This is a genomic window from Stenotrophomonas sp. Ps181 (assembly GCF_025697425.1).
Lineage (GTDB): Bacteria > Pseudomonadota > Gammaproteobacteria > Xanthomonadales > Xanthomonadaceae > Stenotrophomonas > Stenotrophomonas sepilia.
This window is the reverse complement of record NZ_JAHWBI010000003.1, coordinates 477,265-504,233: the sequence shown is the minus strand read 5'-3', so window position 1 is coordinate 504,233 and position 26,969 is coordinate 477,265. Positions and strand designations below refer to the sequence as shown.

At 65.1% G+C, this 26,969-nt stretch carries 21 protein-coding genes and 1 pseudogene; 20 read left to right on the top strand and 2 right to left on the bottom strand.

All coding sequences use genetic code 11. The features are described from left to right. Positions 1-59 precede the first annotated feature (59 nt). The 3 genes and pseudogenes from KXV01_RS09195 (at position 60) to KXV01_RS09185 (ending at position 7,106) form a co-directional block, all read left to right on the top strand. Positions 60-4,775 carry an RHS repeat-associated core domain-containing protein gene (locus KXV01_RS09195; RefSeq protein ID WP_263467725.1) on the top strand — a complete coding sequence of 1,572 codons (4,716 nt, stop codon included), beginning with the start codon at positions 60-62 and terminating at the stop codon, positions 4,773-4,775. A 521-nt stretch (positions 4,776-5,296) separates the two neighbouring features. After that, a pseudogene (locus KXV01_RS09190) lies at positions 5,297-5,770 on the top strand (RHS repeat-associated core domain-containing protein); the annotation flags it as partial. 856 nt (positions 5,771-6,626) lie between these two features. Further along, positions 6,627-7,106 carry a hypothetical protein gene (locus tag KXV01_RS09185; protein WP_258390887.1) on the top strand — a complete coding sequence of 160 codons (480 nt, stop codon included), beginning with the start codon at positions 6,627-6,629 and terminating at the stop codon, positions 7,104-7,106. Between the two features lie 19 nt (positions 7,107-7,125). Here KXV01_RS09185 and KXV01_RS09180 read toward each other — a convergent pair whose 3' ends face one another. Further along, positions 7,126-7,500, bottom strand: coding sequence for a hypothetical protein (locus tag KXV01_RS09180; protein WP_099495783.1), 375 nt, complete (start codon positions 7,498-7,500; stop codon positions 7,126-7,128). A gap of 572 nt (positions 7,501-8,072) precedes the next feature. Here KXV01_RS09180 and KXV01_RS09175 point away from each other — a divergent pair. Then, positions 8,073-8,402: a hypothetical protein gene (locus KXV01_RS09175; protein ID WP_005416862.1), complete on the top strand. Its 330-nt coding sequence runs from the start codon at positions 8,073-8,075 to the stop codon at positions 8,400-8,402. Here the strand turns inward: KXV01_RS09175 and KXV01_RS09170 are convergent. Continuing rightward, positions 8,396-8,800 (bottom strand): ribonucleotide reductase subunit alpha, encoded by a 405-nt coding sequence (locus KXV01_RS09170; protein ID WP_099495782.1) that lies wholly within the window; start codon positions 8,798-8,800, stop codon positions 8,396-8,398. The two genes, KXV01_RS09175 and KXV01_RS09170, sit on opposite strands and share 7 nt — an antisense overlap. 194 nt (positions 8,801-8,994) lie before the next feature. Here KXV01_RS09170 and moaA point away from each other — a divergent pair, with 194 nt between their 5' ends. From moaA to KXV01_RS09090, 16 genes are all read left to right on the top strand, one after another. After that, positions 8,995-9,975 (top strand): GTP 3',8-cyclase MoaA, encoded by a 981-nt coding sequence (gene moaA / locus KXV01_RS09165; RefSeq protein WP_099495781.1) that lies wholly within the window; start codon positions 8,995-8,997, stop codon positions 9,973-9,975. 8 nt (positions 9,976-9,983) lie between these two features. Next, complete coding sequence (gene moaCB, locus KXV01_RS09160) at positions 9,984-10,979, top strand: bifunctional molybdenum cofactor biosynthesis protein MoaC/MoaB (protein WP_111096224.1); 996 nt, start codon at positions 9,984-9,986, stop codon at positions 10,977-10,979. After that, positions 10,979-12,232, top strand: a complete 1,254-nt coding sequence (gene glp / locus KXV01_RS09155; protein WP_111096225.1) for a gephyrin-like molybdotransferase Glp — start codon at positions 10,979-10,981, stop codon at positions 12,230-12,232. The genes moaCB and glp overlap by 1 nt, the downstream gene beginning before the upstream one ends. Continuing rightward, complete coding sequence (locus tag KXV01_RS09150; protein ID WP_099495778.1) at positions 12,232-12,492, top strand: MoaD/ThiS family protein; 261 nt, start codon at positions 12,232-12,234, stop codon at positions 12,490-12,492. Before glp ends, KXV01_RS09150 begins: the two co-directional genes overlap by 1 nt. 3 nt (positions 12,493-12,495) lie before the next feature. Continuing rightward, complete coding sequence (locus KXV01_RS09145; protein WP_075677996.1) at positions 12,496-12,996, top strand: molybdenum cofactor biosynthesis protein MoaE; 501 nt, start codon at positions 12,496-12,498, stop codon at positions 12,994-12,996. Between the two features lie 213 nt (positions 12,997-13,209). Beyond that, positions 13,210-13,752 carry a molybdenum cofactor guanylyltransferase gene (locus KXV01_RS09140; protein ID WP_111096226.1) on the top strand — a complete coding sequence of 181 codons (543 nt, stop codon included), beginning with the start codon at positions 13,210-13,212 and terminating at the stop codon, positions 13,750-13,752. Further along, entirely contained in the window at positions 13,749-14,114 is a 366-nt protein-coding gene (locus KXV01_RS09135; RefSeq protein WP_099495776.1) for a hypothetical protein, read from the top strand. The genes KXV01_RS09140 and KXV01_RS09135 overlap by 4 nt, the downstream gene beginning before the upstream one ends. 145 nt (positions 14,115-14,259) lie before the next feature. After that, positions 14,260-15,678 (top strand): NarK family nitrate/nitrite MFS transporter, encoded by a 1,419-nt coding sequence (locus KXV01_RS09130; RefSeq protein ID WP_111096227.1) that lies wholly within the window; start codon positions 14,260-14,262, stop codon positions 15,676-15,678. Positions 15,679-15,750: 72 nt separating this feature from the next. Beyond that, positions 15,751-19,545, top strand: a complete 3,795-nt coding sequence (locus KXV01_RS09125) for a nitrate reductase subunit alpha (protein WP_049439034.1) — start codon at positions 15,751-15,753, stop codon at positions 19,543-19,545. Continuing rightward, positions 19,545-21,089 (top strand): nitrate reductase subunit beta, encoded by a 1,545-nt coding sequence (gene narH / locus KXV01_RS09120; protein ID WP_049439033.1) that lies wholly within the window; start codon positions 19,545-19,547, stop codon positions 21,087-21,089. Before KXV01_RS09125 ends, narH begins: the two co-directional genes overlap by 1 nt. Beyond that, complete coding sequence (narJ, locus tag KXV01_RS09115; protein ID WP_263467724.1) at positions 21,089-21,769, top strand: nitrate reductase molybdenum cofactor assembly chaperone; 681 nt, start codon at positions 21,089-21,091, stop codon at positions 21,767-21,769. The genes narH and narJ overlap by 1 nt, the downstream gene beginning before the upstream one ends. Next, complete coding sequence (narI, locus tag KXV01_RS09110; RefSeq protein WP_010485313.1) at positions 21,766-22,473, top strand: respiratory nitrate reductase subunit gamma; 708 nt, start codon at positions 21,766-21,768, stop codon at positions 22,471-22,473. The genes narJ and narI overlap by 4 nt, the downstream gene beginning before the upstream one ends. Positions 22,474-22,476: 3 nt before the next feature. Beyond that, positions 22,477-23,376 carry a peptidylprolyl isomerase gene (locus KXV01_RS09105; protein WP_099495775.1) on the top strand — a complete coding sequence of 300 codons (900 nt, stop codon included), beginning with the start codon at positions 22,477-22,479 and terminating at the stop codon, positions 23,374-23,376. Between the two features lie 23 nt (positions 23,377-23,399). Next, positions 23,400-24,731, top strand: a complete 1,332-nt coding sequence (locus tag KXV01_RS09100) for a nitrate/nitrite transporter (RefSeq protein ID WP_012480466.1) — start codon at positions 23,400-23,402, stop codon at positions 24,729-24,731. Between the two features lie 218 nt (positions 24,732-24,949). After that, positions 24,950-26,164, top strand: coding sequence for a coproporphyrinogen III oxidase (locus tag KXV01_RS09095; RefSeq protein WP_010485316.1), 1,215 nt, complete (start codon positions 24,950-24,952; stop codon positions 26,162-26,164). 11 nt (positions 26,165-26,175) lie between these two features. Then, positions 26,176-26,952, top strand: coding sequence for a helix-turn-helix domain-containing protein (locus KXV01_RS09090; protein ID WP_010485317.1), 777 nt, complete (start codon positions 26,176-26,178; stop codon positions 26,950-26,952). Positions 26,953-26,969: the final 17 nt, after the last annotated feature.

Sequence of the window (26,969 nt, the reverse complement as noted above, 5' to 3'; positions counted from 1 at the left end):
GCACAGCTCCGCGTTCTCGTTCCTGCCGGCGCTGTGTTCGTCCAGGAAGGAGAACAGGGATGTTGGAACGACTGAAGACCATTTCGTGTGCCGTGCTGGCGATCATCGCCGTTGACTGCTTCGCCCCTGCTGTGGCGCAGGCGCAGGAAAGCAAGATTACCTGGCGCATTTCGCAGCCCGGCGGCAATTCGACGCAGTACAAGACCCAGCAGCAGGCGGTGCAGGCGATCAAGAGCCTTCCCGCACCCAGCTCATTCCCGCCGGAGTTCCAGTTCGGCTGGCAGTCTGTCGACAAGATCAAGTCGAAAGTTGTGGACTTGAACGGCAATACGTCGATCACCTACTGGATGGGAAAAGCGCAACCCTCGGATCCAGACTGGACCTATCTGAGCACAGCGGAATTTACCAGTGAAGAGGCCATGGTCGCGAGCTATCTCGCGGGCGTCCAGGCCGCCAATCCTGTCTGTCCGGGGGCTGCTGTAACTCCAAATGGAGACTGGTTCTCGGGTGTGCCCGAAATGGAGGGCGTGGTCGAGTCCAGGTACTATCAGATCATGCGTATGATTGGGCAGAACACAGCCGAATCGCCCTGCACGCCCCACGTGAGTCAGGCGGCCTTCGGCCGCAAGCGCCGCCTTGATTGCCCTGTTCCGCTTACGCAGTGGTCCAACAAGCACAACGCCTGCGTCAACGAGGACTTCGTTGCGACCATCACCTCGAAGTCGCAGAAATGCGACAAGGACGGCGGCAACGGTAGCTGCCCCATGTCCCGCAACGATACAGCGGCGAACATGAGTCCGATTCCCGACAAGGACCCGGCCTCCAACGGCGGTACCTGCGACGGCAATGTCGGCAACCCATGTGATGTCAAAACGGGCGAGAAGTACGAGATCGCGCCGGACTTCGATCTGGGCTGGATCGCGCTGACGCGGTTCTATCACTCTGGCATCTCCACGTCCTCCGGTGGCTTCGGCTATGGCTGGACCCATTCGCTGGGCGCCCACCTGGCACTGGACGGCGTTGACAGTGTGGGCATCATTGAAAGCACCGGTTTCCAGCGTGCATTCAAGAAGATCGGCCAAGCCTATGAGGCGGACGACGACAGTGGTGACCGTCTGGTCCAGAACGGCAACTGGACACTGTACTCGGCGGGCTCCATCTCGACCTTCGGCGCGGACGGACGTCTGACCGCCAAGCGCTTCCCGGATGGCACGTCGCTGACCTACATCTACGACGACAACGACCGCCTTGCGGCGGTCACCCACAGCAGTGGCCGCACACTGGAGTTCGTCTATCAGTCCAATGACTATGAGGCGCTGATCAGTTCGGTGCTGGTCGAGGGCGTTGCGCTCGCCACCTATACCTACACGCCGCAGAACCAGGTCGCCACGGTGACCTATGCGGGTGGCGGTGTACGCACGTATCACTACGAGAACCAGGACTTCCCCCAGCACCTGACCGGCATCACCGCCGAAGACGGGCGTCGCTACAGTACCTTTACCTATGATTCCATCGGCCGTGTTATCTCCAGTCAGCACGCTGGCGGTGCCGATGGCGTGACGCTCGCCTACAGCCCCAACGGCGGTGCAGTCGTGACTGACGCGCTTGGGCGGCAGACCGACTACACCCTGACACCCGGCGGCGACACCGCGCCGTCGCGCAAGGTAACCGGCCTGAGTGATTCGCAGGGAACTGTCAGCCGGACCTACTACGACCAGAGTGTCGACTTCCGCCGGCGCCTGGATACCTACACTGATCGTCGCGGCATCCAGACCAAGCACACCTATGCGCAGGGCACCGATCCGGTGAGCGGTCGTGCCGTCAGCATCCATACCGTGACCGAAGCGTTCGGCCTGCCCGAGCAGCGGGTGGTGACCACCGCGCGCGACGTCGAAACCAATGCGGTACTGACCACCCGGATCGGCAATCGTGAAACCCGCACGTCCTTCAATGCCCAGCGCCAGCCGATAACCAACACGGTGACCGATATCGCGTCCGGTCAGACCCGCATCACCAGCTACACCTACTGCGAAGCCGCGGACGTGGCTGCGGCAGGGAGCTGCCCGGTGGAAGGGCTGCTGAAGAGCGTGGATGGCCCGCGCACGGATGTGGTTGATGCCGTTACCTACACCTACTACCCGGCGGACGACGCGGGATGCGCGACCAGCGGTGCCTGCACCTATCGCAAGGGCGACCTGCGCAGCGTGACCAATGCGCTGGGCCAGACGGTCGAGACCCTGGCCTACGACGCACTCGGAAGGCCGTTGTCGGTCAAGGACGCCAACGGCGTGGTGACTGATTACACCTACCATCCCCGCGGCTGGCCGACCTCCATCACCGTGCGCGGTGCGACCACGGCCGAGGATCGGGTCACCCAGCTGAGCTACTGGCCAACCGGCCAGGTGCAGAAAATCACCGAGCCGAATGGCAGCAGCGTGTCCTACTTCTACGATGCTGCGCTGCGCTTGACCGACATCGAGGACAACGCGGGCAACACGATTCACTACATGCTGGACAACGCCGGCAATCGCCTCAAGGAAGACACGCTCGATGCAGGCGGCACGCTACGTCGCACCTTGGCGCGGACGTTCAACACGCTCGGCCAGCTGACCGCACTGAATGACGCAGGCAATCACGCTACCGGCTTTGCCTACGATGCCAACGGCAACCCGCAGACGGTGACCGACGCCCTGCAGCGCGTGACCAGCCAGCAGTACGATCCGCTGAACCGCCTGGCCCAGACCCTGCAGGACGTGGGTGGCGTGGCCGCCGAGATCCGCAGCCAGTACAACGCGCTGGACCAGGTCACGCAGGTCACTGACCCGAAGGGTCTGCATACCACCTACGCCTACAACGGTTTCGGTGATCTGACCGGCCAGGTCAGCCCGGACAGTGGCGCCAGCAGCTTCACCGTGGACGCCGCCGGCAACCGCAAGACCGCCACCGATGCGCGCGGCGTCACCGCCACCTATCACTACGATGCGCTCAACCGCCTGATCGGCATCGCCTATCCGGACCCCAATCTGGACGTGGGCTACAGCTATGACGTGGCGCCGGCCGCCTGTGCCGCCGACGAGCGCTTCGCCAAGGGCCGCCTGGGGCAGGTGCTGCACGCCAATGGCAGCACCCAGTACTGCCATGACCGTTTCGGCCAGGTCACCCGCAAGGTGCAGACCGTCAATGGTGTGGCCACCACCCTGCGCTATGCCTACAGCAAGTCGGGTCGCTTGACCGCATTGACCTACCCCGACGGCAGCGTGGCCGACTACGTGCGCGATACCCAGGGCCGCATCAGCCAGATCGGCCTGACCCGCCCCGGCCAAGCGCGCCAGATCGTGGTGAACAACGTGACCTATGCGGCCTTCGGCCCGGCGACCGGCTGGACCTATGGCAACGGCCGCCAGCTGCAGCGTCCGCTGGATCTGGATTACCGCCCGCAGGCGGTGCATGACCCGGCCGCGGGCGGACTGTCGCTGGGCTACGGCTACGACCCGGTCGGTTCGATCACCGAGCTGAAGAACGGCACAGGCTCGACGGTGCTGGCCAAGTACGCCTACGACGCGCTGGGTCGCCTGACCCAGACCCAGGACGGCGCGACCGGCACGCCGATTGAAAGCTATGCGTATGACGCCACTGGTAATCGGACCGCGCTGACCACCTCGGCAGGCACCGCCAGCTACACCTATCCCGCAACCAGCCACCGCCTGACTGCGGTGGACGGCGAAGCGCGCAACCATGACGCAGCGGGCAACACGACCAGCATCGGCAGCAAGACGTTCACCTACAGCGATGCCAACCGCATGAACGCGGTGAAGCAAGGCAATGCCGTACTGGAAAGCTACGCCTACAACCACCGCGGTGAGCGCGTGCTGCGTACCCCGGTTGGTGGCGCAGCACAGATCACCCTGTACGATGAGGCCGGGCAGTGGCTGGGCAACTATTCCGCCACGGGCCAGGCACAGCAGCAAGCCATCTGGCTGGACAACTACCCGGTGGCGCTGATCAGCGTGCCAAGCGCAGGTGTGCCGGAGTTGGCCTACATCCAGCCGGATCATCTGGGTACGCCGCGTGTGGTGATCGACGCGGCGCGCGATGTGGCGATCTGGGAGTGGAGCAACAAGAGCGAGGTGTTCGGCAACCAGATTCCGAGTGCCGATCCGGATGGCGATGGTGTGGCGTTTGAACTGGCGCTGCGCTTCCCGGGGCAGCAGGCGACGGATGCGAGTGGGTTGTTCTACAACTACTTCCGTGACTATGACCCGGCGTCGGCCAGATACGTGGAGAGCGATCCCGTTGGGTTGAACGCCGGCATCAGTACGTATGGCTACGTGATCTCGAACCCCGCCCGATTTACTGATCCGCTTGGGCTGACGACGACGCTAATAACGACATACGATTTCGGTATTGCAAACCATTCGGCGATTCATGTTTCGATACCTGGCAAGCCTGATTTCCTGTACGACCCTTCCGGCACCTACGCACCTGGTGGTCGTCGAGGAACCGGTGGGCTATTTGAGGGGCGCGATGCTAGCTTGGCCAGCTACAAAAAGTATCAGGTGGGAACTGGTAGCCGAGTTGAATTAACGGTAATCCCTTTGACTCCGGAGCAAGAGTTAACTCTCATTGCGAACGCGGAGGAGTGGGGGGATGCACGTGGCTTCTGGTGTGCGAGCCACGTGTCCGGCGCGTTGGATGGAATGTGTGGGATAAAGCAAACACTCTTCCCGGGTGTTCTTCACAAGAGTGCAAAGGCGGCAGAATGTCCAGTCAAATGAAGGATAGGCTTATCTCATCATTGATATGCTTCACTCTATCTGTTTCTGTGAATTCTGCGGGATGGATATGGATATCCGCTTTCATGAAGATAGGAGCGATGCGAGTTCCATACGTACTGCTTCTCTCACTACTTCTTTCGGTTACATTCTATGCGCTCTCTCGATGCGAAAGTATGCGCCGCATCCCGCGAAGTTTAGTGGTGGGGGTGATCGCTGGTCTTGTACTCGGGGTCGTGGCTGTCACTTCTTCCAATCTGGCAATTGATGGGGGGGGGCGCTTGCTTCTACAGAGCCTTGAGAGATTCGGAGCAACGGCGTTGGTAGCAGACCTTTGGCCGTCGCTATTACTTGGAAGCTGGCTTGTGGGGGCGGTCGCATTTTGCGGGGCGTCGGTTTACTTAAGGCGAGCGTTCCTGGGGACGCCATGAATAATCGCCGCAGAGCCTTGGATTTCGACCGCGCTGAATTGATCCTATGCCTGCGGCGCCACCGGTAATGGCCGCGCTGACCACCTCGGCGGGAACTACCAGCGGGAATACGACGCTGCGACCGGACGCTATACGCAAGCGGATCCCATAGGCCTGTCCGGCGGCATCTCCGCCTACGGGTACTCGAGTGCCTCTCCGCTTCGCGCGGTTGACCCACTTGGGCTTGAGCCTGTGTTCGACACAAGTACGTGTGGCGGACAACTGGGAATGGTGACTTGTGATGGCAATGGAGGGTTCCTGGTCAGTGTCTGCAATTCGGGCTGCGACAAGATATGCACCGTTATGCATGAGCGAAACCATAAGGCGTTACTGGAAAAGAGGGTTCCTAATGCCTGCGTGGGTAGGCCCAAAGGTGCAAGTCCATTCCCAAAGAACTGGGAATATGGTGGGATCGAGCATCGGCAGCTGGCAAATCGCCTCGGACGATCATCTGGACAAATGAACCGTACGGGGAGTTGCTCGCAGATGTGCGGGAGCTATCGTCCGGGTGGAAGCTTCCCCTACTGATGACTCGGACGCCTCAAATGCACGCTGCCAAGCTGCTCCCAATCGTGACGCTGTCAATCACACTTTCTGGTTGCATGGAAGTTGCCAGCACCGAGTATGCAGACCGCAACCAAGCCGTCTCAAGACAAGCAATCGGTGAATCGAAGTGGTTGCCTTCATGGTTGCCTGAGGACGCAGTCAACATACGCGAGTCGCACGACATGGACACAAATGAATCGTGGCTGGTTTTCCGCCTTACCAGTGGGGTTCTTGCTTTGCCCGAAGACTGCAGGCTAGTGAGCAGGCCGGAGATGTCCGACGCGCGAGTCATGCGGAGATTTCCTCAGTTTGCCCGCAACGCGTGGTCGCGAGCGTCAAGCTATGGCGGCAAGTTCTATCTGTGTCCGGAGGGAAATGCTGGCCGCTGGGTCATGCGCGATGAAGAGCTGGGCCTTGTTTACAGCGGAATAAAGTTATAGGTGGCTGGGCGGTCTCACCTAGTAAGCGAAATGCGTGAGTGGCACGTGGCGATCTCCTTTCCCGGTGCCTGGTTCGGCACTTTCCGGCCGAGCGTCGTGTGGGTTCGGGTATGTGTCAAACCGACCTTGCCACTGGTCCGTGTTCACGAATGGGAGGGCCGTGTAAGAAGATCGGATGGTCCGGCAAGCTTCAAGCGCCCTGGCGTTCGGCAGGAAGATTGCTGGGCCGCGGTGACGACTCTGCGGGAGGACCTATGGGATATCGGCTCCATGGCCTACTGTGGCTGCAGCGCAGGCGGTGGAGCTGCCTGAGAAGACCGAGCGGAGATGTACTTGTAGATCATGATTTTGGGCTCTGCGGCGGCGTTGGCCGCCACACTTTGCATATTGGAGCCTTGATGAAGGTGAGGATCCTGACAGCACTACTTCTGATTGGAGTCGGACTTGGATTCTCTTGCGGCGCATGGGCTCTAGGAAAGCGGCCCTTCAAGATGATCCAGTTCTGCGTGCATGACCAAGAGGGCGTGGATCGGTTCAAGCAGACCCTCAGCTCTATCGCCAAGGACGAAGGAATGCAGTTCTTTGATGGCAGCGCTGAATTGGATCGCCAGCTTGCCAGGGCAAAGGTGGACATGAAGCGCCCCGTCATCTACGTCGGAGTGAAGCGGGAAGATGGCTCTGGACTGGAGGCGGGGAATCTCGGATTGGATCGCTTCGAGATAGCTGTCGGCTTTTCTGAAGGGAAGATGCGCGCCCAGGCACGGTCATTTTCTGTCCGCGTCGAACGCGCTTTGGCAGATCGCTGGAATGTACATGTGGTTCCCCCGGACAAGGGCGCTGCGCCGACGGCGTGTCGGGCGGGAAGCGATCCTCGCTGAATGGCATGGCAGATGGCCGTTACCCTTCGGGCTGCAACCGCACCACCGCCTGCGCGCACAACGACTGGCAGGCCATGACCAACCCCTCCATCACCCGGTCGCCCACGTACTCTTCCGGTTCGCCGTTCTGGCGGGTGCGTTCCGCTGCCAGTAGCATTTCCAGCACTACCCGCAACCCGGTCAACGCGCAATCGGCGTCGGCCAGGGCGAGGCAGCGGCCGGGCAGCTGGTGACGCTCCGGCCAGGGTTGTCCGTCGGCCGCCGCACCGGAGCCGATGCGGTGGAGATTGGCAATGAAGGTGTTCCTGTCCACAGCAGGCGCAGCCGGTGGCGAACCGTCGTCGCCGGCGGTGTTGCGATAAGCGTGCAGATGCGGGAAGTCCGATTCGTTCATGGCAAGGCTCCGTGCAGGGCAATCGGTAGCCGCCACCCATAAAAGTGGCGGACGGTACGTGGTTCGAATCCGGGTTGGTCCCAAGCCGGTGGGCGCGAACGCCCCCACGCACCGCCCGCCATAGCCGGCAGACGGATTGCCAGCCGGCGCCACGGAATGTGGACGCCGACTGGCAAGCGCAATCACTCAGGACCAACTCGGGATTCGAAACCCGGCCACGCTTTTCCGGTGGCACGCCATCTGAGCCCCTGGCGCTGTGCAATGCCAATCAGAAGAGTTGCAAACATCACTCGATTGGAGACGCTTTCGGCATTCTCCCACGCTGTTAAGCACCGCCAGTGCTGGCTGGCGCGGTGATCCGCCCGCACCGTGCAATCTGCGACAGATGTCGAGGTTGGGGGACGTTAGGGAGCAAGGGGCGAGGGGCGATGACGACAGGCTCTGAAGGGAAGGGCCTGAGTCGAGCATGGCCCGCCGCTACAGGCGTCAAAGCGTGACGTGCGACTCGGGTTGACGTTCCCAGCCACCAAGCGCAGGCTTGTTCAGCACGTTTCCTAACCAGAAGGAGACTTATGACCGCGACCGCTTCGCTGCACCCCACCCCCGACACCCAGGGCCGTTCCCGCCTGTGGAGTGTGTTCTGGCTGCAGGGCGTCATTCCCAGCAACATTCTGTGGGCGGTAGCCCTCTGGGCCCTGGCCAACCAGCGCACCACGCTGCTGCTGGGGGTATTTGCCGTGCTGCTGCTCTATACCGGCTGGATCATCCCGGCGGTCTGGCGGGCGGCGCCCACCGCGCACAACCCCAACCTGGGCGTGGCGGCGCGCGGGTTGACCGTCGCCTGGGGGTTGAACACCGTGCTGGTGATCTTCTTCCTGACCCTGCAGCTGGTGGCTCAATAGAACTGAACGGGCTCGCCGCCACGGTCGAAGGCGGCGAAGCGGCCGATCTGACCGTCATGGATGGCGTTGACCATCAGCTTCAGCGGGCGCGCGGCTTCGTCGCTGTTGGGCGCGAAACCGCCACGGCCGTCCAGCGCCGCCACGAACACCAGGTCCCAGTCGACGCCGGTGGTGGTCGACTCGGTCGCCAGTGCCTGGAAGCTGGGCACCTCGGCCGGCAGCTTGTCCACGCACAGCACCGGCGACAGGGTGCCGCCCTCGCGGCGGTCATGCCGGTCGCGCTGGTCACCGGTGGGCGATTCGGGCAGCTCGGCGCGCACGAATACGAACAGCAGGCGTTGCGGTTCAGCCTGCTCGCCGGCGGCATGCAGCATTTGCTGGAAATCGTTCATCATCATGAGGGTTGTCACACGCCCGCTGCACGGAAAGCCGCATGCTGCCACAACGCCTGCCGCGCGGGGCCGAAGACGATTGATTTAAGTCATGCCCATGGAACTGAAGGCCGCGTACTCTGGCAATCGTTCCAGCAGGCGAGGGTATCCGGGCCGTTCCGGGCACAGGCAAGACGGTGGAGCAACAAGGTGGACCAGCCATGAGCCAACTCACCGACGGTTTCGGACGCAGCTTTCCGTACCTGCGCCTGTCGTTGACCGAAGCCTGCAACTTCCGTTGCAGCTACTGCCTGCCCGACGGTTACCAGGCCGATGGCCGCCCGCGCTTCCTGCAGGTGGATGAAATCGCGAGGCTGGTGCGTGCATTTGCCGCGCTGGGCATGAGTAAGATCCGCCTGACCGGCGGTGAGCCCAGCCTGCGCAAGGATCTGGACGAGATCATCGCCACCGTGGCAGCGGTGCCGGGCATCCGCAAGGTGGCCATCACCACCAACGGCACGCTGCTGTCGCGGCGCCTGCCAGGGTGGCACCGGGCCGGCCTGACCGCGCTGAACGTGAGCATGGACAGCCTGCAGCGCGAACGCTTCAAGACCATCACCGGGCATGACCGCCTGCCGGAGATCGAACAGGGCCTGGCCCTGGCGCAGGCGCTGGGCCTGCCGGCGATCAAGCTCAACGCGGTGCTGCTGCGTGGCCTGAACGACGACGAGCTGCCGCAGTGGATGGATTACCTGCGTGACCGGCCCTTCAGCGTGCGCTTCATCGAACTGATGCGCACCGGCGACAACGAAGCCTATTTCCAGCGCCACCACCTGCGTGCCGACGTGGTGATCGAGCAGCTGCTGGCCGCTGGCTGGCACGAGCGGCCGCGCGCCGCCGATGCCGGCCCCGCACGCGAGTTCGGCCACCCCGACCATCGCGGCAGCATCGGCATCATCGCCCCGTATTCGCGTGACTTCTGCAAGGGCTGCAACCGCCTGCGGGTGACCGCCAAGGGCGACCTGCGGCTGTGCCTGTTCGGCGAGTTTGGCGTGCCGCTGCGCCCGCTGCTGCAGCGCGATGAGGACCACGACGCGCTGCTGGCACGCATCACCACCCAGCTTGGCCTGAAAGCGGCCGGGCATGGACTGCACCAGGGCCAGACCGGGCTGACCCCGCACCTGGCCTCCATCGGAGGATGAGCAACACGATGAGTGGGGAATTGAACGCGGCCTTCCACATGGCCGATGTCCGCAACAAGCGCATCAGCCGCCGTCGTGCGGTGGCGGTGGGCGAGCTGCATGCCGGTCCGGTGGCCTATCCGCTGATTGTCGAGCGCCGCCTGCCCAAGGGCGATGCGCTGGTGATGGCCGAGATTGCCGGCCTGCAGGGCGCCAAGATGGCGTCGATGCTGATGCCGCTGTGCCACCCGCTGCCGCTGGAACTGGTGCAGGTGTTCTGCGCGCCGGTGCCGGAGCGGCAGGCGATCCGCGTGTGGTGCGAGTGCGCCAGCGAGGCGCGCACCGGCGTGGAGATGGAGGCACTGGCCGGCGTCAACGCGGCGCTGCTGACCCTGTACGACCTGAGCAAGCCGGTGGAACCGGCCCTGCGCATCGAAGGCATCCGCCTGCTGTTCAAGGAAGGCGGCAAGCGCGGTGTCTGGCTGCACCCCGACGGCATGGACGATGCTGAGCGCGCGCGTTTCAAGCCGCGTGCGCCGAAAGGCCTGGAGGGCGCGGCCTGCGCGGTGATCACGCTGAGCGATCGCGCCAGCGAAGGCATTTATGAAGATGTCTCCGGCCCGACCTTGGTGATCGGGCTGAAGAAGCTGGGGGGCGAGGTGGTAGCCGCCGAGGTACTGCCCGATGGCATCGAGCCGTTGGCGGGCCGCCTGCAGGCCTTGGCCGCCGAGGGCGTGCGCCTGTGCCTGTGTACCGGCGGTACCGGGCTGGGCCCGCGCGACCTGACCCCGGAGGCGCTGCGTTCGTTGAATGCGCGGCCGGTGCATGGCCTGGCGCAGATGGTGCGGGCACTCAGTGCACAGCACACGCCGATGGCCTGGCTGAGCCGCGCCGAGGTGGTGCAGCTGGGCAACATGCTGGTGTTCGCGCTGCCCGGCAGCCCGAAGGCGGCGGCGCAGTGCCTGGACATCCTGGCGCCGGTACTGGGCCACGCCCTGGCGATGGTCGAGGGTGGTGGCCACTGATGATTGCCTACAGCGATGCCTTGCAGCACCTGCTGGACGCGGCCACGCCGCTGCCGGCCGAGCGCCTGCCGCTGCATGAGGCCGGCGGCCGTACCCTGGCCAGTGACATCCACAGCGGGCAGTCGTTGCCGCCGTTCGACAATTCGGCAATGGACGGCTTCGCGCTGCGCGCCAACGGCGCGACATTCGAGGCCGGTACCGAATTCGCGGTGCAGGGCTGGCAGGCAGCCGGCGATGCCGGCGCCGAGGGCGGCGAGGGTGCCTGGGAAATCATGACCGGTGCGCGCATGCCGTCGGGGCTGGATACGGTGGTACCGGTCGAGAACGTGGACATCCTCGCCAGCGAGGAGGGACGCCCGACCCGCATCGCCCTGAAGGCATCGGTGAAGCCGGGCCAGCACGTGCGCCTGCGCGGCCAGGACGTGAGCGAAGGCGAGCGCGTGCTGCAGGCCGGGCAGGTGCTGGATATCAATGCGCGCACCCTGCTGCATGCCATCGGCGTGGGCCAGGTGGCGGTGGTGGCACGGCCGAAGGCTGCGGTGATCGCCACCGGCAAGGAGCTGGTGACCGAGGCGGCGCAGACGCTGGAGTCCGGGCAGATCCGTGACAGCAACCGGCCGTATCTGGTCGGTCGCCTGCAGGCCGCCGGTGCCGAGGTTGTCTGGCAGGGCACGGTGGGCGACGACGTGGCCGCGTTCAATGGGGTGCTGGATGAAGCGCTGGCCGCTGGCGCGCAGGTGCTGATCAGCACCGGCGCGGTGTCGGCTGGCCGCTACGATTTCGTTCCCGATGCGCTGCGCGGCCGTGGTGCGCGCATCGTGTTCCACAAGGTGGCGATCCGCCCGGGCAAGCCGCTGCTGTTCGCGGTGCTGCCCAATGGTGCGCTGTACTTCGGCCTGCCGGGCAACCCGGTCTCCGCTGCCGTGGGCCAGCGCTTCTTCGTCGAGCCGGTGCTGCGCCGTCTGTTGGGGCTGGCGCCGGAAGTCATGTTGCAGCTGCCGCTGCAGGCCGACGTGCGCAAGCCGCCGGGCCTGCGCTTCCACGCGCGTGCGCGGGTGGAAATGGATGGGCAGGGGCGCCTGAGTGCGCGCGTGCTGTCCGGGCAGGAGTCGTTCCGTTTGATGTCCATGCTGCAGGCCAACGCCTGGGTGGTGCTGGAGGCCGAGGGAGACCTGGCCAGCGCTGGCACCTTCGTGCGCGTGCAAGGCTGGGGTCACCACGAACCGGTGCAGCTGGTGAGCCAGGAGTCATGATGAAACAGGTGAATCTGCAGTTGTTCGGTGCGTTTTCCGATCTGGATGCCAGCCGCGAGATCGTCGTGGATGTGGCCGGTGGCACCGTGGCCGATCTGCGCCAGGCGCTGCGCGAGTTGCTGCCGGTGCGTTGGCCGGGTTTCCGTGCCGGCCTGCTGGATTATTCGGCGTTCGCCGATCAGCAACGCGTGCTGCGCGACCACGAGCCGCTGCCCGACGATGGCCGGGTGGCGATCCTGCCGCCGGTGAGCGGGGGCTGAGCGATGAGCGAGAAGATCATCGCGAAGGTGGTGGACCGCGCGCAGGCGGCGATCGATCCGGCCGAGGGCATCGCTGCGGTCTCCGATCCGGGCTTCGGCGGCATCGACGTGTTCATCGGCAAGGTGCGCGACGTCAACATCGGCCGGCCGGTGACCGGGATCACCTACGACCTGTTCGAGCCGCTGGTGTTGAACGAGTTCAAGCGCCTGGCGGCAGAGGTCGAGGCGACGTTCGGTCCGAAGCTGAAGCTGTATGTGGCCCATGCCAAGGGCCGGTTGGGCATTGGTGATGTGGCGGTGGTGGTGGCCGCCGGCAGCCCGCACCGTGACGAGGCGTTCCGCGCCTGCCGGCAGTTGATCGAGGTGGTGAAGCACCAGTGCCCGATCTGGAAGCAGGAGCATTACGAGGACGGCGACAGCGAGTGGAGCGAGGGCTGCAGCCTGTGTCACGCGGACAGCGAACCCGCACATGCCCATGATCATGCGCACGACCACGGGCATTGACCCCACCCTTCAGGGCAGCGCGGGGTTCAGTAGATCCACGCCATGCGTGGATGAGGGCTTTCCCGCGCATCCGGCCGGCGCAGCCACGCATGGCGTGGCTCTACTGCGGGGCATTCGGGCGGCCATGGGATTCAGTAGATCCACGCCATGCGTGGATGGGGCCTTTCCCATGCATCCGGCCGGCGCAGCCACGCATTGCGTGGCTCTACTGCAATGAGCATCAACGGCATCGTGCTGGCCGGTGGCCTGTCCACCCGGATGGGCCGCGACAAGGCACTGCTGCCGTGGCAGGGCCGCACGCTGCTGGAGCACATGCGGGGCCTGTTGATGCAGGCTGGTGCCGAACGGGTATGGGTAAGCGGTGACTATCCGGCCTTCGGTGGCATCCCCGATCAGATTGCGCGCTGCGGCCCACTGGGTGGGTTGCACAGCGTGATGCAGCAAATGCCCGATGGCCAGGCCTGGGTGGTGGCGGTGGACACGCCGTTGCTGGCACCACGGCTGCTGCAACGGCTGGCTGGGGTGGGTATGGGCGCATGCACGATCTTTGACGGGCATCCCTTTCCCATGCTGTTGAATGTGGACAATGCCACTCGTAGCGTGCTGGCCGCGATGCTGGATGATCCAGAAGGGCCCCGCTCGGTACAGGCTTTCCAGCGTCGCCTGCAGATGCACGTGCTGGCGTTGGAAAGCGTTGACGAAGCCTGCCTGGTCAACTGCAATACCCCCGAACAATGGGAGGATGTTGCGTCATGAAAGTGCAGTTGCAGGACCAATCGGTACGGCTTCGCCTGGACGAGGCCGAACTGGCGCGCCTGCTGGCCGGTGAATCGGTCGAGAACATGACCCGCTTCGGCGGTATCGAGGGCTGGGGCATGGCGGTGTCGCTGCATGGCGGCGAGCAGCCGGTGCTGCTCGATGGTGGCAACTTCTGTCGCCTGGTACTGCCGCGCCCGGCCGTCGAGGCCTTGGCGGGACGGCTGCCGTGCCGCGATGGCCTGCCATTCGAGATTGCCCTGGAAGATGGCAGCCAGCTTCAGCTGCAGTTCGATGTGGACGTGCGCGACAGCGTGCGCCAGCGCGGGGTGACCCGCCGCAGCACCGCTTCATCGGTTTGACATTTGTCAGGGGCAGGGTGGAAACCGGCCCTTGATTGATCCAGATCAACCCCGTCGTCCGTGCTGCACGGCCTAATGGCTGCATGACGACGGGTCACAACTTGAAACGCAGTACCCACGTCATTCCACAGCCTTGGAGCCATGTATGACCGTCGGTAGCGATCCTGTTGTCCGCAGCACTGCCAGTCCCGGTCGCGTCATCAGCGACTGGACGCCGGAGGACCCCGGCTATTGGGAGCGCACCGGCAAGCGGGTCGCCACCCGCAACCTGGTCATCTCGATCCCCTCGCTTCTGCTGGCCTTCTCGGTCTGGGTGCTGTTCTCGGCGGTGTCGATCAGCCTGCCGAAGATCGGTTTCAACTTCAGCACCGACCAGCTGTTCTGGCTGGTGGCGCTGCCCAGCCTGTCCGGCGCGACCCTGCGCATCTTCTATTCGTTCGTGATCCCGATCTTCGGCGGCCGCCGCTGGACCGCGCTGTCCACCGCCTCGCTGCTGGCGCCGACGCTCTGGCTCGGCTTTGCCGTGCAGGACCCGGCCACCCCGTACTGGGTGTTCGTGGCCATCGCGATCCTGTGTGGCTTCGGTGGCGCGAACTTCTCGTCGTCGATGTCCAACATCTCCTTCTTCTACCCCAAGCAGAAGCAGGGCCTGGCGCTGGGCCTGAACGCCGGCCTGGGCAATGTGGGCGTGTCGGTGGCGCAGGCGGTGATTCCGCTGGTCATCACCGTGGGCGTGTTCGGTGCGCTGGGTGGTGCACCGCAGCCTGCAGTGGAGGGGGGCGCGCCGCTGTTCCTGCAGAACGCCGGCTTCATCTGGGTGCCGGCCATCGCGCTGTGCGCCATCGCGGCCTGGTTCGGCATGAACGACCTGACCAGTGCCCGCTCGTCGTTCTCCGAGCAGGCGGTGATCTTCCGCCGCAAGCACAACTGGTTGATGTGCTGGTTGTACATCGGCACCTTCGGTTCCTACATCGGTTTCTCGGCCGGCTTCCCGATGCTGGTGAAGAGCCAGTTCCCGGACGTGAACCCGCTGGCCTACGCCTTCATCGGCCCGCTGCTGGGCGCACTGATGCGCTCGGTGGGTGGCAGCATGGCCGACCGCTGGGGCGGCGCACGCCTGACCTTCTGGGTGTTCGCGCTGATGATCGCGGCAGTGTTCGGCGTGCTGCATTTCCTGCCCAGCGATGGCCAGGCCGGCAACTTCCATGGCTTCCTGCTCAGCTTCATGGCGCTGTTCGTGCTCAGTGGCATCGGCAACGGCACCACCTTCCGCATGATCCCGGTGATCTTCCGCACCCTGCATGAGCGCTGGTCGGCCAACGACAACGCCGAGGGCAAGGCCACGGCCGCGCACCAGGCCAGCATCGAATCGGCCGCGGTGGTCGGCTTCTCCGGTGCGATCGGCGCCTACGGCGGCTTCTTCATTCCCAAGAGCTACGGCTCGTCCATTACGTTGACCGGCAGCCCCGACATGGCGCTGTACGGATTCGTTGTTTTCTATGTCACCTGCCTGGCCGTGACCTGGTGGTGGTACTACCGGCGCGGTGCCGAGACACCCTGCTGACGACATGAAAACGCACCGCAGCCAGATGACACACACAGCCACGATGCCGATGTCCGCAAAGGGAGATCCCCGATGAGTTATTTCCTCGATCGCTTGCAGTTCTTCAAGCGTGACCCCCAGACCTTTGCCGATGGCCATGGATTTGCCAAGAGCGAGGGCCGTGACTGGGAAAACAGTTACCGCGCCCGTTGGCAGTACGACAAGATCGTACGTTCCACCCACGGCGTGAACTGCACCGGCTCCTGCAGCTGGAAGATCTACGTCAAGAACGGCCTGGTCACCTGGGAAACCCAGCAGACCGATTACCCGCGCACGCGCCCGGACCTGCCCAACCATGAACCGCGTGGCTGCCCGCGTGGCGCCAGCTATTCCTGGTACCTGTACAGCGCCAACCGTCTGAAGTACCCGCTGATCCGCGGCACGCTGCTGCGCCTGTGGCGCGAAGCGCGCAAGAGCAAGGCTCCGGTCGATGCCTGGGCCAGCATCGTGGAGGACAAGGAGAAGGCGCGTTCGTACAAGACCCGCCGCGGCATGGGCGGCTTCGTGCGCCTGCAGTGGGAGGAGGCCAACGAGATCATCGCCGCCTCCAACCTGTATACGGTGAAGCAGTACGGTCCGGACCGCGTGGTCGGGTTCTCGCCGATTCCGGCGATGTCGATGGTGTCCTACGCCGCCGGTGCGCGATATTTGTCGCTGCTGGGTGGCGCCTGCCTGTCCTTCTACGACTGGTACTGCGACCTGCCGCCGGCCTCGCCGCAGATCTGGGGCGAGCAGACCGACGTGCCCGAATCGGCCGACTGGTACAACAGTCGCTACATCATCGCCTGGGGCTCGAACGTGCCGCAGACGCGTACGCCCGATGCACATTTCTTCACCGAGGCGCGCTACAACGGCACCAAGACGGTGGCGATCTGCCCGGACTATTCCGAGCTGGCCAAGCTGACCGACCACTGGCTGCACCCCAAGCAGGGCACCGACGCGGCGCTGGCCTTTGCCTTCGGCCATGTGATCCTGCGCGAGTTCCATGTTGATTCGCCCTCGCAGTATTTCCAGGACTACTGCCGCCAGTACTCGGACATGCCGATGCTGGTGCGTCTGGAACGTCGCGACGATGGCCGCCTGGTGGCGGGCCGCTTCCTGCGTGCCAGTGAGCTGGGCGGGCTGGGTGAAGCCAACAACCCGGACTGGAAGACCCTGGCCTACGACGAGAACAGCGGCCAGATCGTGGTGCCCAACGGCTCGATCGGTTTCCGCTGGGGCGAGAAGGGTCGTTGGAACATCGAGGAGAAGGCCAGCAATGGCGCCGATACGCGCCTGCGCCTGAGCTTGTCCGAGGCCAACGACGGCATCGAGGCAGTGAGCTTCCCGTACTTCGGTGGCATTGAAAGCGATGGCTGGACCGCTGCACCGGCCGAAGAAGTACTGGACCGCAACATTCCGGTGCGCCGGCTGGCCACGGCCGATGGCGGCGAGACGCTGGTGGCCACGGTCTACGACCTGCTGCTGGCCCAGTATGGCGTCGACCGTGGCTTTGGCGGCGGCAACGTGGCATCGAGCTTCGATGACATGGTGCCGGGCACGCCGGCGTGGCAGGAGCGCATCACCGGCGTGTCGCGCGCCGAGGTGATCGAGATCGCCCGCGAGTTCGCGCGTACCGCCGACAAGACCCACGGCCGATCGATGATCATCGTCGGCGCGGGCATGAACCACTGGTTCCACAACGACATGAACTACCGCGGCCTGATCAACATGCTGATCATGTGCGGTTGCGTGGGCCAGACCGGTGGCGGCTGGGCGCATTACGTGGGCCAGGAAAAGCTGCGCCCGCAGACCGGCTGGCAGCCGCTCGCGTTCGGGCTGGACTGGAGCAAGCCGCCGCGCCACATGAACGGCACCTCGTTCTTCTACTTCAACACCGGGCAGTGGCGTTACGAGAAGCTGCAGGTGGATGAACTGCTGTCACCGCTGGCCGATGCCAGCAAGTACGGCGGCAGCCTGGCTGACCTGAACCTGCGCGCGGTGCGCATGGGCTGGCTGCCGAGCACCCCGCAGCTGGACCGTAACCCGCTGCAGCTGGTACGCGAGGCCGAAGCGGCCGGCGTGGCCCCGGCGGACTACGCGCTGGGCAAGTTCAAGGATGGCTCGCTGGACTTCGCCTTCGCCGACCCGGACGCCAGCCAGAACCACCCGCGCATGATGTTCATCTGGCGCTCGAACCTGCTCGGTTCCTCGGGCAAGGGCCATGAGTACATGCTGCGGCACCTGCTGGGTACGCGCCACGGGCTGCAGGGCAAGGACCTGGGCGAAATGGGCGCAGTGAAGCCGCAGGAGGTGAAGTGGCGCGACGAGGCGCCGGAAGGCAAGCTGGACCTGCTGGTCACGCTCGACTTCCGCATGTGCACCACCGCGCTGTACTCGGACATCGTGCTGCCGACCGCGACCTGGTACGAGAAGGACGACCTCAACACCTCGGACATGCACCCCTTCATCCACCCGCTGTCGAAGGCGGTGGATCCTGCCTGGGAATCGCGCAGCGACTGGGACATCTTCAAGGAGGTGGCCCGCACCGTGAGCGAGATGGCGCCGGGCGTGCTGGGTGTGGAGAAGGACCTGGTGCTGGTGCCGACCCTGCACGACACCCCCAACGAGCTGGGCATGCCGTTCGGCGTGGCCGACTGGAAGAAGGGTGAGTGCGAGGCCATCCCGGGCCAGACCATGCCGTCGATGACGGTGGTGGAGCGTGACTACCCGAACCTGTACCGCAAGTTCACCTCGCTCGGCCCACTGCTGGACAAGCAGGGCAACGGTGGCAAGGGCATGAGCTGGGACACGAAGCACGAGGTCGAGTTCCTCGGCAAGTTGAACCACACCGTGCACGAAGAAGGCGTAAGCCAGGGCCGCCCGGCCATCTCGACCGCAATCGACGCGGCCGAAGTGATCCTGCACCTGGCGCCGGAAACCAACGGCCACGTGGCGGTGAAGGCCTGGGAATCGCTGGGCACCTTCACCGGTCGCGAGCATACGCATCTGGCGGTGGGCAAGGAACACGAAGCAATCCGTTTCCGTGACATCCAGGCGCAGCCGCGCAAGATCATCTCTTCGCCGATCTGGTCGGGCCTGGAAGACGACAACGTCAGCTACAACGCCGGCTATACCAACGTGCACGAGCTAATTCCGTGGCGCACGGTGACCGGTCGCCAGCAGTTCTACCAGGACCACGAGTGGATGATCGACTTCGGCGAGGCCTTCATGAGCTACCGGCCGCCAGTCAACACGCGCACGGTGGAGCCGCTGCTGAACCAGCGCCCGAACGGCAACAAGGAGATCGTGCTGAACTGGATCACCCCGCACCAGAAGTGGGGCATCCACAGCACCTACAGCGACAACCTGATCATGCAGACGCTGTCGCGCGGTGGTCCCATCGTGTGGATCAGCGAGGATGACGCGCGCAGTGCCGGCATCGTCGACAACGACTGGATCGAGCTGTTCAACGTCAACGGCGCGATTGCCGCCCGTGCGGTGGTCAGCCAGCGCGTGATGCCGGGCATGGCGATGATGTACCACGCCCAGGAACGCATCATCAACGTGCCGGGCTCGGAGATTTCCGGCACCCGTGGCGGCATCCACAACTCGGTGACCCGCATCATGCTCAAGCCGACCCACATGATCGGTGGCTACGCGCAGCTGGCCTATGGCTTCAACTACTACGGCACCTGCGGAACCAACCGCGATGAGTTCGTGATCGTGCGCAAGATGGACAAGATCGACTGGCTTGACGATGAACAAGGAAGTTCGAGTGTCGCGGGCGCAGGACGCGCAGGAGCGACGGGTGAGGCTGTTCCTGCGGCTGCGAAGGAGGTGGTGTGATGAAGGTCCGTGCACAGATCGCGATGGTGCTGAACCTGGACAAGTGCATCGGCTGCCATACCTGCTCGATCACCTGCAAGAACGTCTGGACCTCGCGCGAGGGCGTCGAGTACGCCTGGTTCAACAACGTGGAAACCAAGCCCGGCATCGGTTACCCGAAGGAATGGGAGAACCAGGACAAGTGGAACGGCGGCTGGGTGCGCACCCGCGCCGGCAAGCTGGTGCCACGCGCGGGTGGCCGCTGGCGCATGCTGGCCAAGATCTTCGCCAACCCGGACCTGCCGCAGATCGACGACTACTACGAGCCGTTCGATTTCGATTACCAGAACCTGCATACCGCCAAGGACAGCCAGCACCAGCCAACCGCGCGCCCGCGTTCGCTGATCAGTGGCGAGCGCATGCAGAAGATCGAGTGGGGCCCGAACTGGGAGGAGATCCTCGGTTCGGAGTTCAGCAAGCGCTCGCGCGACTACAACTTTGACCAGGTGCAGAAGGAGATCTACGGCGCCTTCGAGAAGACCTTCATGATGTACCTGCCGCGCCTGTGCGAGCACTGCCTGAACCCGGCGTGCGTGTCGGCGTGCCCCTCGGGCGCGATCTACAAGCGCGAGGAAGACGGCATCGTGCTGATCGACCAGGACAAGTGCCGCGGCTGGCGCATGTGCGTGTCGGCCTGCCCGTACAAGAAGATCTACTACAACTGGAAGAGCGGCAAGTCGGAGAAGTGCATCTTCTGCTACCCGCGCATCGAGATGGGTGAGCCGACCGTGTGCTCGGAAACCTGCGTGGGCCGCATCCGCTACCTGGGCGTGATGCTGTACGACGCCGACCGCATCGCCGAGGCCGCTTCGGTGGCCGCCGAGAAGGATCTGTACCAGGCCCACCTGGACATCTTCCTGGACCCGAACGATCCGGCGGTGATCGCCGCCGCGCGCAAGGAGGGCATCCCGGACAGCTGGCTGGAGTCGGCCAAGCAGTCGCCGGTGTACAAGCTGGCGATCGACTGGAAGCTGGCGCTGCCGTTGCACCCGGAATACCGCACGCTTCCGATGGTCTGGTACGTACCGCCGCTGTCGCCGATCCAGTCCGCCGCCGAGCGTGGCCGCGTGGGCATGAGCGGCGAGCTGCCGGACGTGGCGTCGCTGCGCATTCCGATGCGCTACCTCGCCAACCTGCTGACGGCCGGTGACGAGGCACCGGTGGTACGCGCGCTGGAGCGGCTGATGGCGATGCGTGCCTGGCGCCGGGCCAAGAACGTGGACGGCGTGGAAGACACCGCGGTGCTGGAGCAGACCGGGCTGAGCATCGCCCAGGTGGAAGAGATGTACCGCTACCTGGCCATCGCCAACTACGAGGACCGTTTCGTGATTCCGACCGGCCACCGCGAGTACGCCAACGACGCCTTCGGCGAGCGCGGCGGCTGCGGCTTCACCTTCGGCAACGGCTGCAATGGTGACAGCCCGGCCGACCTGTTCGGCCAGCGCAAGAGCACCACCTTCGTGGTGGACAAGGGGCCGAACCACCGCCGCAAGGAGGTGGTGTGATGAGCGTGCTCAAGCTGGTCGGGGTGCTGCTGGACTACCCCCGCGAAGAACTGTGGGAGCACGGCGAGGAACTGCTCGCCGCCTGTGACGACCCGGCGCTGAACGCCGCCCGCCGCCAGCAGTTGCGCAGCTTCGTGCAGCAGCTGCTGGCCACCGATGCGCTGGATGCGCAGGCGGCGTGGCTGGCCAGTTTCGACCGCGGCCGCTCGATGAGCCTGCTGCTGTTCGAGCACATCCATGGCGAGTCGCGCGACCGTGGCCAGGCCATGGTCGATCTGGTCGAAACCTACCGCCGCAACGGGTTCGAACTGGATGCACGCGAGCTGCCGGATTACCTGCCGCTGCTGCTGGAGTTCCTGGCCCATCGCCCCGGCAGCGAGGCCCGCGAGTGGCTGCACCACATCGGCCATATCGCCGGGATGCTGGCGGCACGTTCTGCCGAGCGTGAGCTGCCGCACCGGGTGCTTTTCGAGATCCTGGTCGAAGCCGGTGACGGCAAGGCCGATCTGCAGGCGCTGCGCCAGCGTGCCAGCGAGGAAGTCCGCGACGATACCGCCGAGGCCATGGACCGCTTGTGGGAGGAGGAGGCGGTGCGCTTTGGTGCCGAAGCCCCCGCCGAAGACTGCAAGCCGCCCGTGCGTTCGCCGGCCCGTCCTTCGCATCGAGAGGTCCAGCCATGAGTTATTCCCTGCATCAATTCGCCTTCCAGTACTACCCGTACATCGCCGTGGCGGTGCTGCTGATCGGCAGCTGGGCCCGCTATGACAAGGCCATGTACACCTGGCGCACCGGCTCCAGCCAGATGTTGTCGGACAAGGGCATGCGGATCGGCAGCAACTGCTTCCACATCGGCATCCTGGCCATCCTTGGTGGCCACCTGGTCGGCCTGCTGACCCCGCACGCGGTGTACGAGCACTTCATCACCTCGTCGCAGAAGCAGATGCTGGCGATGGTGGTCGGTGGTGTGTTCGGCGCACTGTGCTTCATCGGCATCAGCATCCTGCTGGTACGCCGCCTGTTCAATGCGCGTGTTCGGGCTACCGGCAGCTTCGGTGACACCCTGGTGCTGGTGTTGCTGTTCGCCCAACTGTGCCTGGGCCTGTACAGCATCCGCATCTCGTCCGGCCACCTGGACGGAGGGGTGATGGTGCAGCTGGCCGAGTGGGCGCAGCACATCGTGACCTTCCGTGCCGGTGCCGCTGATTACATCGAGGGCGTCAGCTGGGTCTACAAGATGCATATCTTCCTGGGCCTGACCCTGTTCCTGATCGCGCCGTTCACCCGCCTGGTGCACGTGTGGAGCATTCCGATCAGTTACCTGTGGCGGCCCTACCAGGTGGTGCGCCGCCGCCAGGCCACGCTGCGCTACGGTCCGCGGGAGTAAGCCATGGGCAGCCTGCCGAAATTCCTGCCGATCACCGTGATCGACTCCGCCGCACCGGTTCCCGCCGAGGCGCATTCGCACCACCATGACGCGGCGGCACAGGGGCCGCGCTCGCTCGGGCAGCCGGCACCGTGCCGGCTGTTCGTGGACGAGACCGCGATCAGCGAGGCTGACATCGCCCGCGAGATGCAGCACCACCGGGCGATGCGCCCGGAGCAGTCTCGTGCTGAAGCGGCACGTGCACTGGTGGTGCGTGAGCTGCTGCGCCTGGAAGCGCAGCGGCTTGGGCTGCAGGCGCCGGAGGGCAACCGGGTAAGCGACGAGGAAGTGCTGATCCAGCAACTGCTGGAAGATGCGATCGAAGACCGCGTGCCGACCGATGAGGACTGCCGGCGCTACTTCGAGCAGAACCCGGAGCGCTTCCGCTCGCCCGACCGCGTGCGCCTGCGCCATATCCTGCTGGCAGCGCCGGCCGACGACGTGGCCGGGCGCTTCGCCGCACGTACCGAGGGCGAGCGGCTGGTCGGGCTGCTGAAGGAGTCGCCGCACCTGTTCGCCGATCTCGCCTTGCGCCATTCGCGTTGCCCATCCAGCAGCGAAGGCGGCGACCTGGGCTGGCTGCAGCGCGGGCAGACCACGCCGGAGTTCGACCGCCAGGTGTTCCGCCTGCGCGAGGGCCTGGCCGGTTTCCCGGTGGAATCACGCTGGGGCTACCACGTGGTCTGCGTCGATGCCCGCGAGGAAGGCCAGCCGCAGCCGTTCGAGGCGGTGCTGCCGCAGCTGCGTGACTACCTGGAGCTGCAGGTGCGCCAGCGTGAAGTGCAGGCCTACCTGCTGCAGCTGCAGGAACGCTACCCGGTGCGCGGGCTGGATGAGATCGAAGCCGAAGCGGATAACGGCTGAACCCCCTTGAACGAGGAGAATTCATGAACCAGGCTCTTGCCCCCGCCAGTGCCGGGCAGCAGCAACGTGCGCTGTGGCTGAGCACGTTCGCCTTCACCGTGTGCTTTGCGGTGTGGATGATCTTTTCGATCATCGGCATCCAGATCAGTCAACAGCTCGGCTTGAATGACACCCAGTTCGGCCTGTTGATCGCCACCCCGGTGCTGACCGGCTCGGTCAGCCGGGTCTTCCTCGGCATCTGGTCCGATCAATTCGGTGGCCGCAAGGTGATGGTGCTGGTGATGCTGTGTGGCGCAGTGGCCACCTGGATGCTGACCTATGCGCAGACCTACACCCAGTTCCTGATTGCCGCGCTGTGCGTGGGCATCGCCGGCGGCAACTTCTCGGTGGGCGTGGCCTACGTCTCCAAGTGGTTCCCGGCCAGCAAGCAGGGCACCGCGCTGGGCATCTTCGGTGCCGGCAACATCGGCTCGGCGGTGACCAAGCTGCTGGCGCCGCTGGTGATGGTGGCGGCCGGCTGGACCATGGTCGCCAAGGTCTGGGCCGTTGCGCTGGCCGTCACGGCGGTGCTGTTCTTCCTCTTCAGCAAGGAAGACCCGTCGCTGGAGCAGCGCCGTCGCGAAGGCGTGAAGCCGGTGCCGTTCGCCGAGCAGATGGCGCCACTGAAGAACCTGCAGGTGTGGCGGTTCTCGCTGTATTACTTCTTCGTGTTTGGTGGCTTCGTGGCGCTGGCGCTGTGGCTGCCGCACTACCTGGTGGGCGCCTATGGCATGGACGTGGGCCACGCCGGCATGCTGGCGGCGTGCTATTCGATCCCGGCCAGCCTGTTCCGCGTGGTCGGTGGCTGGATGTCGGACCGGATGGGCGCGCGCCGGGTGATGTACTGGACCTTTGGCGTGTCGGCCATCTGCACCTTCCTGCTGGCCTACCCGGATACCGAGTATGTGGTGAAGGGCATCCATGGCCCGATCCACTTCCATCTGGCCATCGGGGTGGTGATGTTCACCGTGCTGGTGTTCGTGCTGGGCTTCTTCATGTCGTTGGGCAAGGCCGCGGTCTACAAGCATATTCCGGTGTACTACCCCAAGCACGTGGGTGCGGTGGGCGGCGTGGTCGGCATGATCGGTGGCCTGGGTGGCTTCATCCTGCCGATCGTGTTTGGCGCGCTGAATGACGCGGTGGGCATCTGGAGCAGCTGCTTCATGCTGCTGTTCGTGCTGGTGGCGGCTGCACTGGCGTGGATGCACTTTGCGATCCGTCGCATGGAACGCCGCCACTTCCCGCAGATCGATCGCGAAACCGATCTGCCCGAAGCCATCGATGCGGCCGCCGCCGAGCGGGTGCGCGGCGGGTGAAGGTGTTTGCCGGCCAGCGGCCGGCACTACCAGGACGGTGCGCCGTGCGTCCGTTGATCGGGTGCGCGGCGGGTGAGGGGTGCTGCCGGCCAGCGGCCGGCACTACCGAGTGGTGGGTGCAGGGGTAGTGCCGGCCGCTGGCCGGCAGGAACCATCAGATGCTCCGCGCTTGATTTCAATCAGGGCCACGCGAAGAGGAACGCCCGAAGATGTCTGCCATGAGCTTCCACGTTGACGAGAGCGAGGACACTGCGCTGCAGGCGGCATTGCTGCGGCAGCCCCGGCACGTGCTGTTTCCGCCGGCTGACCAGTTCAGCACCGGCTTTGGCGAAAGCGGGTGGCGCGCCGCCGTGCGCGCCAGCAACGAGCACCTGATTCCGCGTGGCTTGACGCTCGGCTTCCAGGCCGGCCGTGGCGGACGCGATGCGCCACCGCAGGCGTATCTGGATACCTTGCTGCTGGCGCTGCGGCTGCAGGCCGACGCGCTGGCCGAGGACCGTGAAGTGGTGGCGATGGTGCTGCAGCTGGGGCTGGCCGAGACGTTGCCGCCGCCGCAGCTGGGCCAGCTGCTGGATGCGGTGCCGCAGCACCTGCGCACCGTGGCGCGGCCCCAGGTGGAGGTGCGGCTGGACGCAGGCAGCGCGCTGGCGCCGGCGCAGCTGCGTGCGGTGGGCTGCACCCGCTTGAACGTGATCGATCGTGCCGATGCACCGGGGCCGACCCTGCTGGCACAGGCGCGACAGGTGGGCTTCACCGCGCGCTACTACCAGTTGCGGGTACCCGGCAGCGAGGACGCCGGCTTCATTGAACGGCTGCACGAGGTGCTGGCCGAGGCGCCGGAGCGCATCCTGCTGCCGGCGCCGTGTGCGCTGCCGGAACACCCCTCGGCCGTCCATTGGCTGCAGGCCTGGCGCCTGCTGCGCGCTGCGGGTTACGAACCGATTGGTGGCGATCACTATCAGCGCGGCGATCTGCCGAACCCGCACGGTCCGGGCGATGGCCAGCGCCATTGCGATCTTGCCGGTGTGCCACGCCGCGACCGCAGCGATTTCATCGGCCTTGGGCTGTCCGCCTGCAGCCAGATCGGCGAGGTGTTCTACCGGCTGGAGGACGAACTGGGCGAATGGCGTGCGCGGCTGCAGGCGGGTCACATGGGAGTCTCCGCCGGGCTGATCCTGTCCGAGGACGAGCGGTTGGTGGCCGAAGTGGCGCAGAGCATCGCCTGTGACCACGCCCTCGATGCGGCTGCCTTCGAGTGGCGCAACGATGAACCGTTCGAGGAATGTTTCGCCGAACAGCTGCCCGCGTTGTCGCCGTTGCTGGCACGCGGCTGGGCGCAGTGGGATGCGCGCGTGCTGCGCCTGGCCGAAGAAGGGCGCCTGCTGTGGCGTATGATGGCCGCATGCTTCCGGCCGGCGGCCGCCATCGCTTGAGTCTTGCCCCGATGTCTTCAATCCCGCCTTCGCAGGGCCGTCTCGGCCGGGCCACACCCAACCCCGCCGCCGCCGATGATGGCGACGCACTGCACTTCTGCAGCACCTGTGCGTTCTCCGACGCATGCATGTCGCAGGGTTACGACAAGACCGCACTGGGCGATCTGCACGTGCTGGTCGACCATGTCGGTCCGTTCCATGCGGGTGACTACATTTTCCGCGCCGGCGAATCGTTCGATTCGATTGCTGCGGTGCGCGCGGGCATGGTCAAGACCTTCGTCGATGACAGCCAGGGCAACGAGCAGGTGCTGGGCTTCAGCCTGCCGGGTGAAGTGATCGGCCTCAACGCGATCCACGGTTCACGCTTTCCCTGCAATGCGGTGGCGCTGGACACCGTGCACCTGTGCCGCATCTCGTTCCCCAAGCTCAGCCTGTTGGCCACCCGCATGCCGGGGCTGCAGGCCAAGCTGTTCAGCCTGCTCAGCGCGGAGATCGGCAAGGTCGCGACCCTGGCCGCCAACCACCGTACCGAAGAACGCATGGCCGCGTTCCTGCTGGACATGTCCGAGCGCTACGCGCGGCGCGGCTTTTCCGCCACGCGCTTCAACCTGACGATGGCGCGTACCGAGATCGCCAATTACCTGCGGATGGCGCCGGAAACCGCCAGCCGCGTGCTGCGCCGCCTGAGCGATGATGGGATCATCGCGGTGAAGCAGCGCGAGATCCTGTTGCTGCAGCCCGAGCGCCTGGCAGCGCTGGCGGTGGCCGACGAATCCGATCCGAACTGAACCTGGCCGGGAGCCGA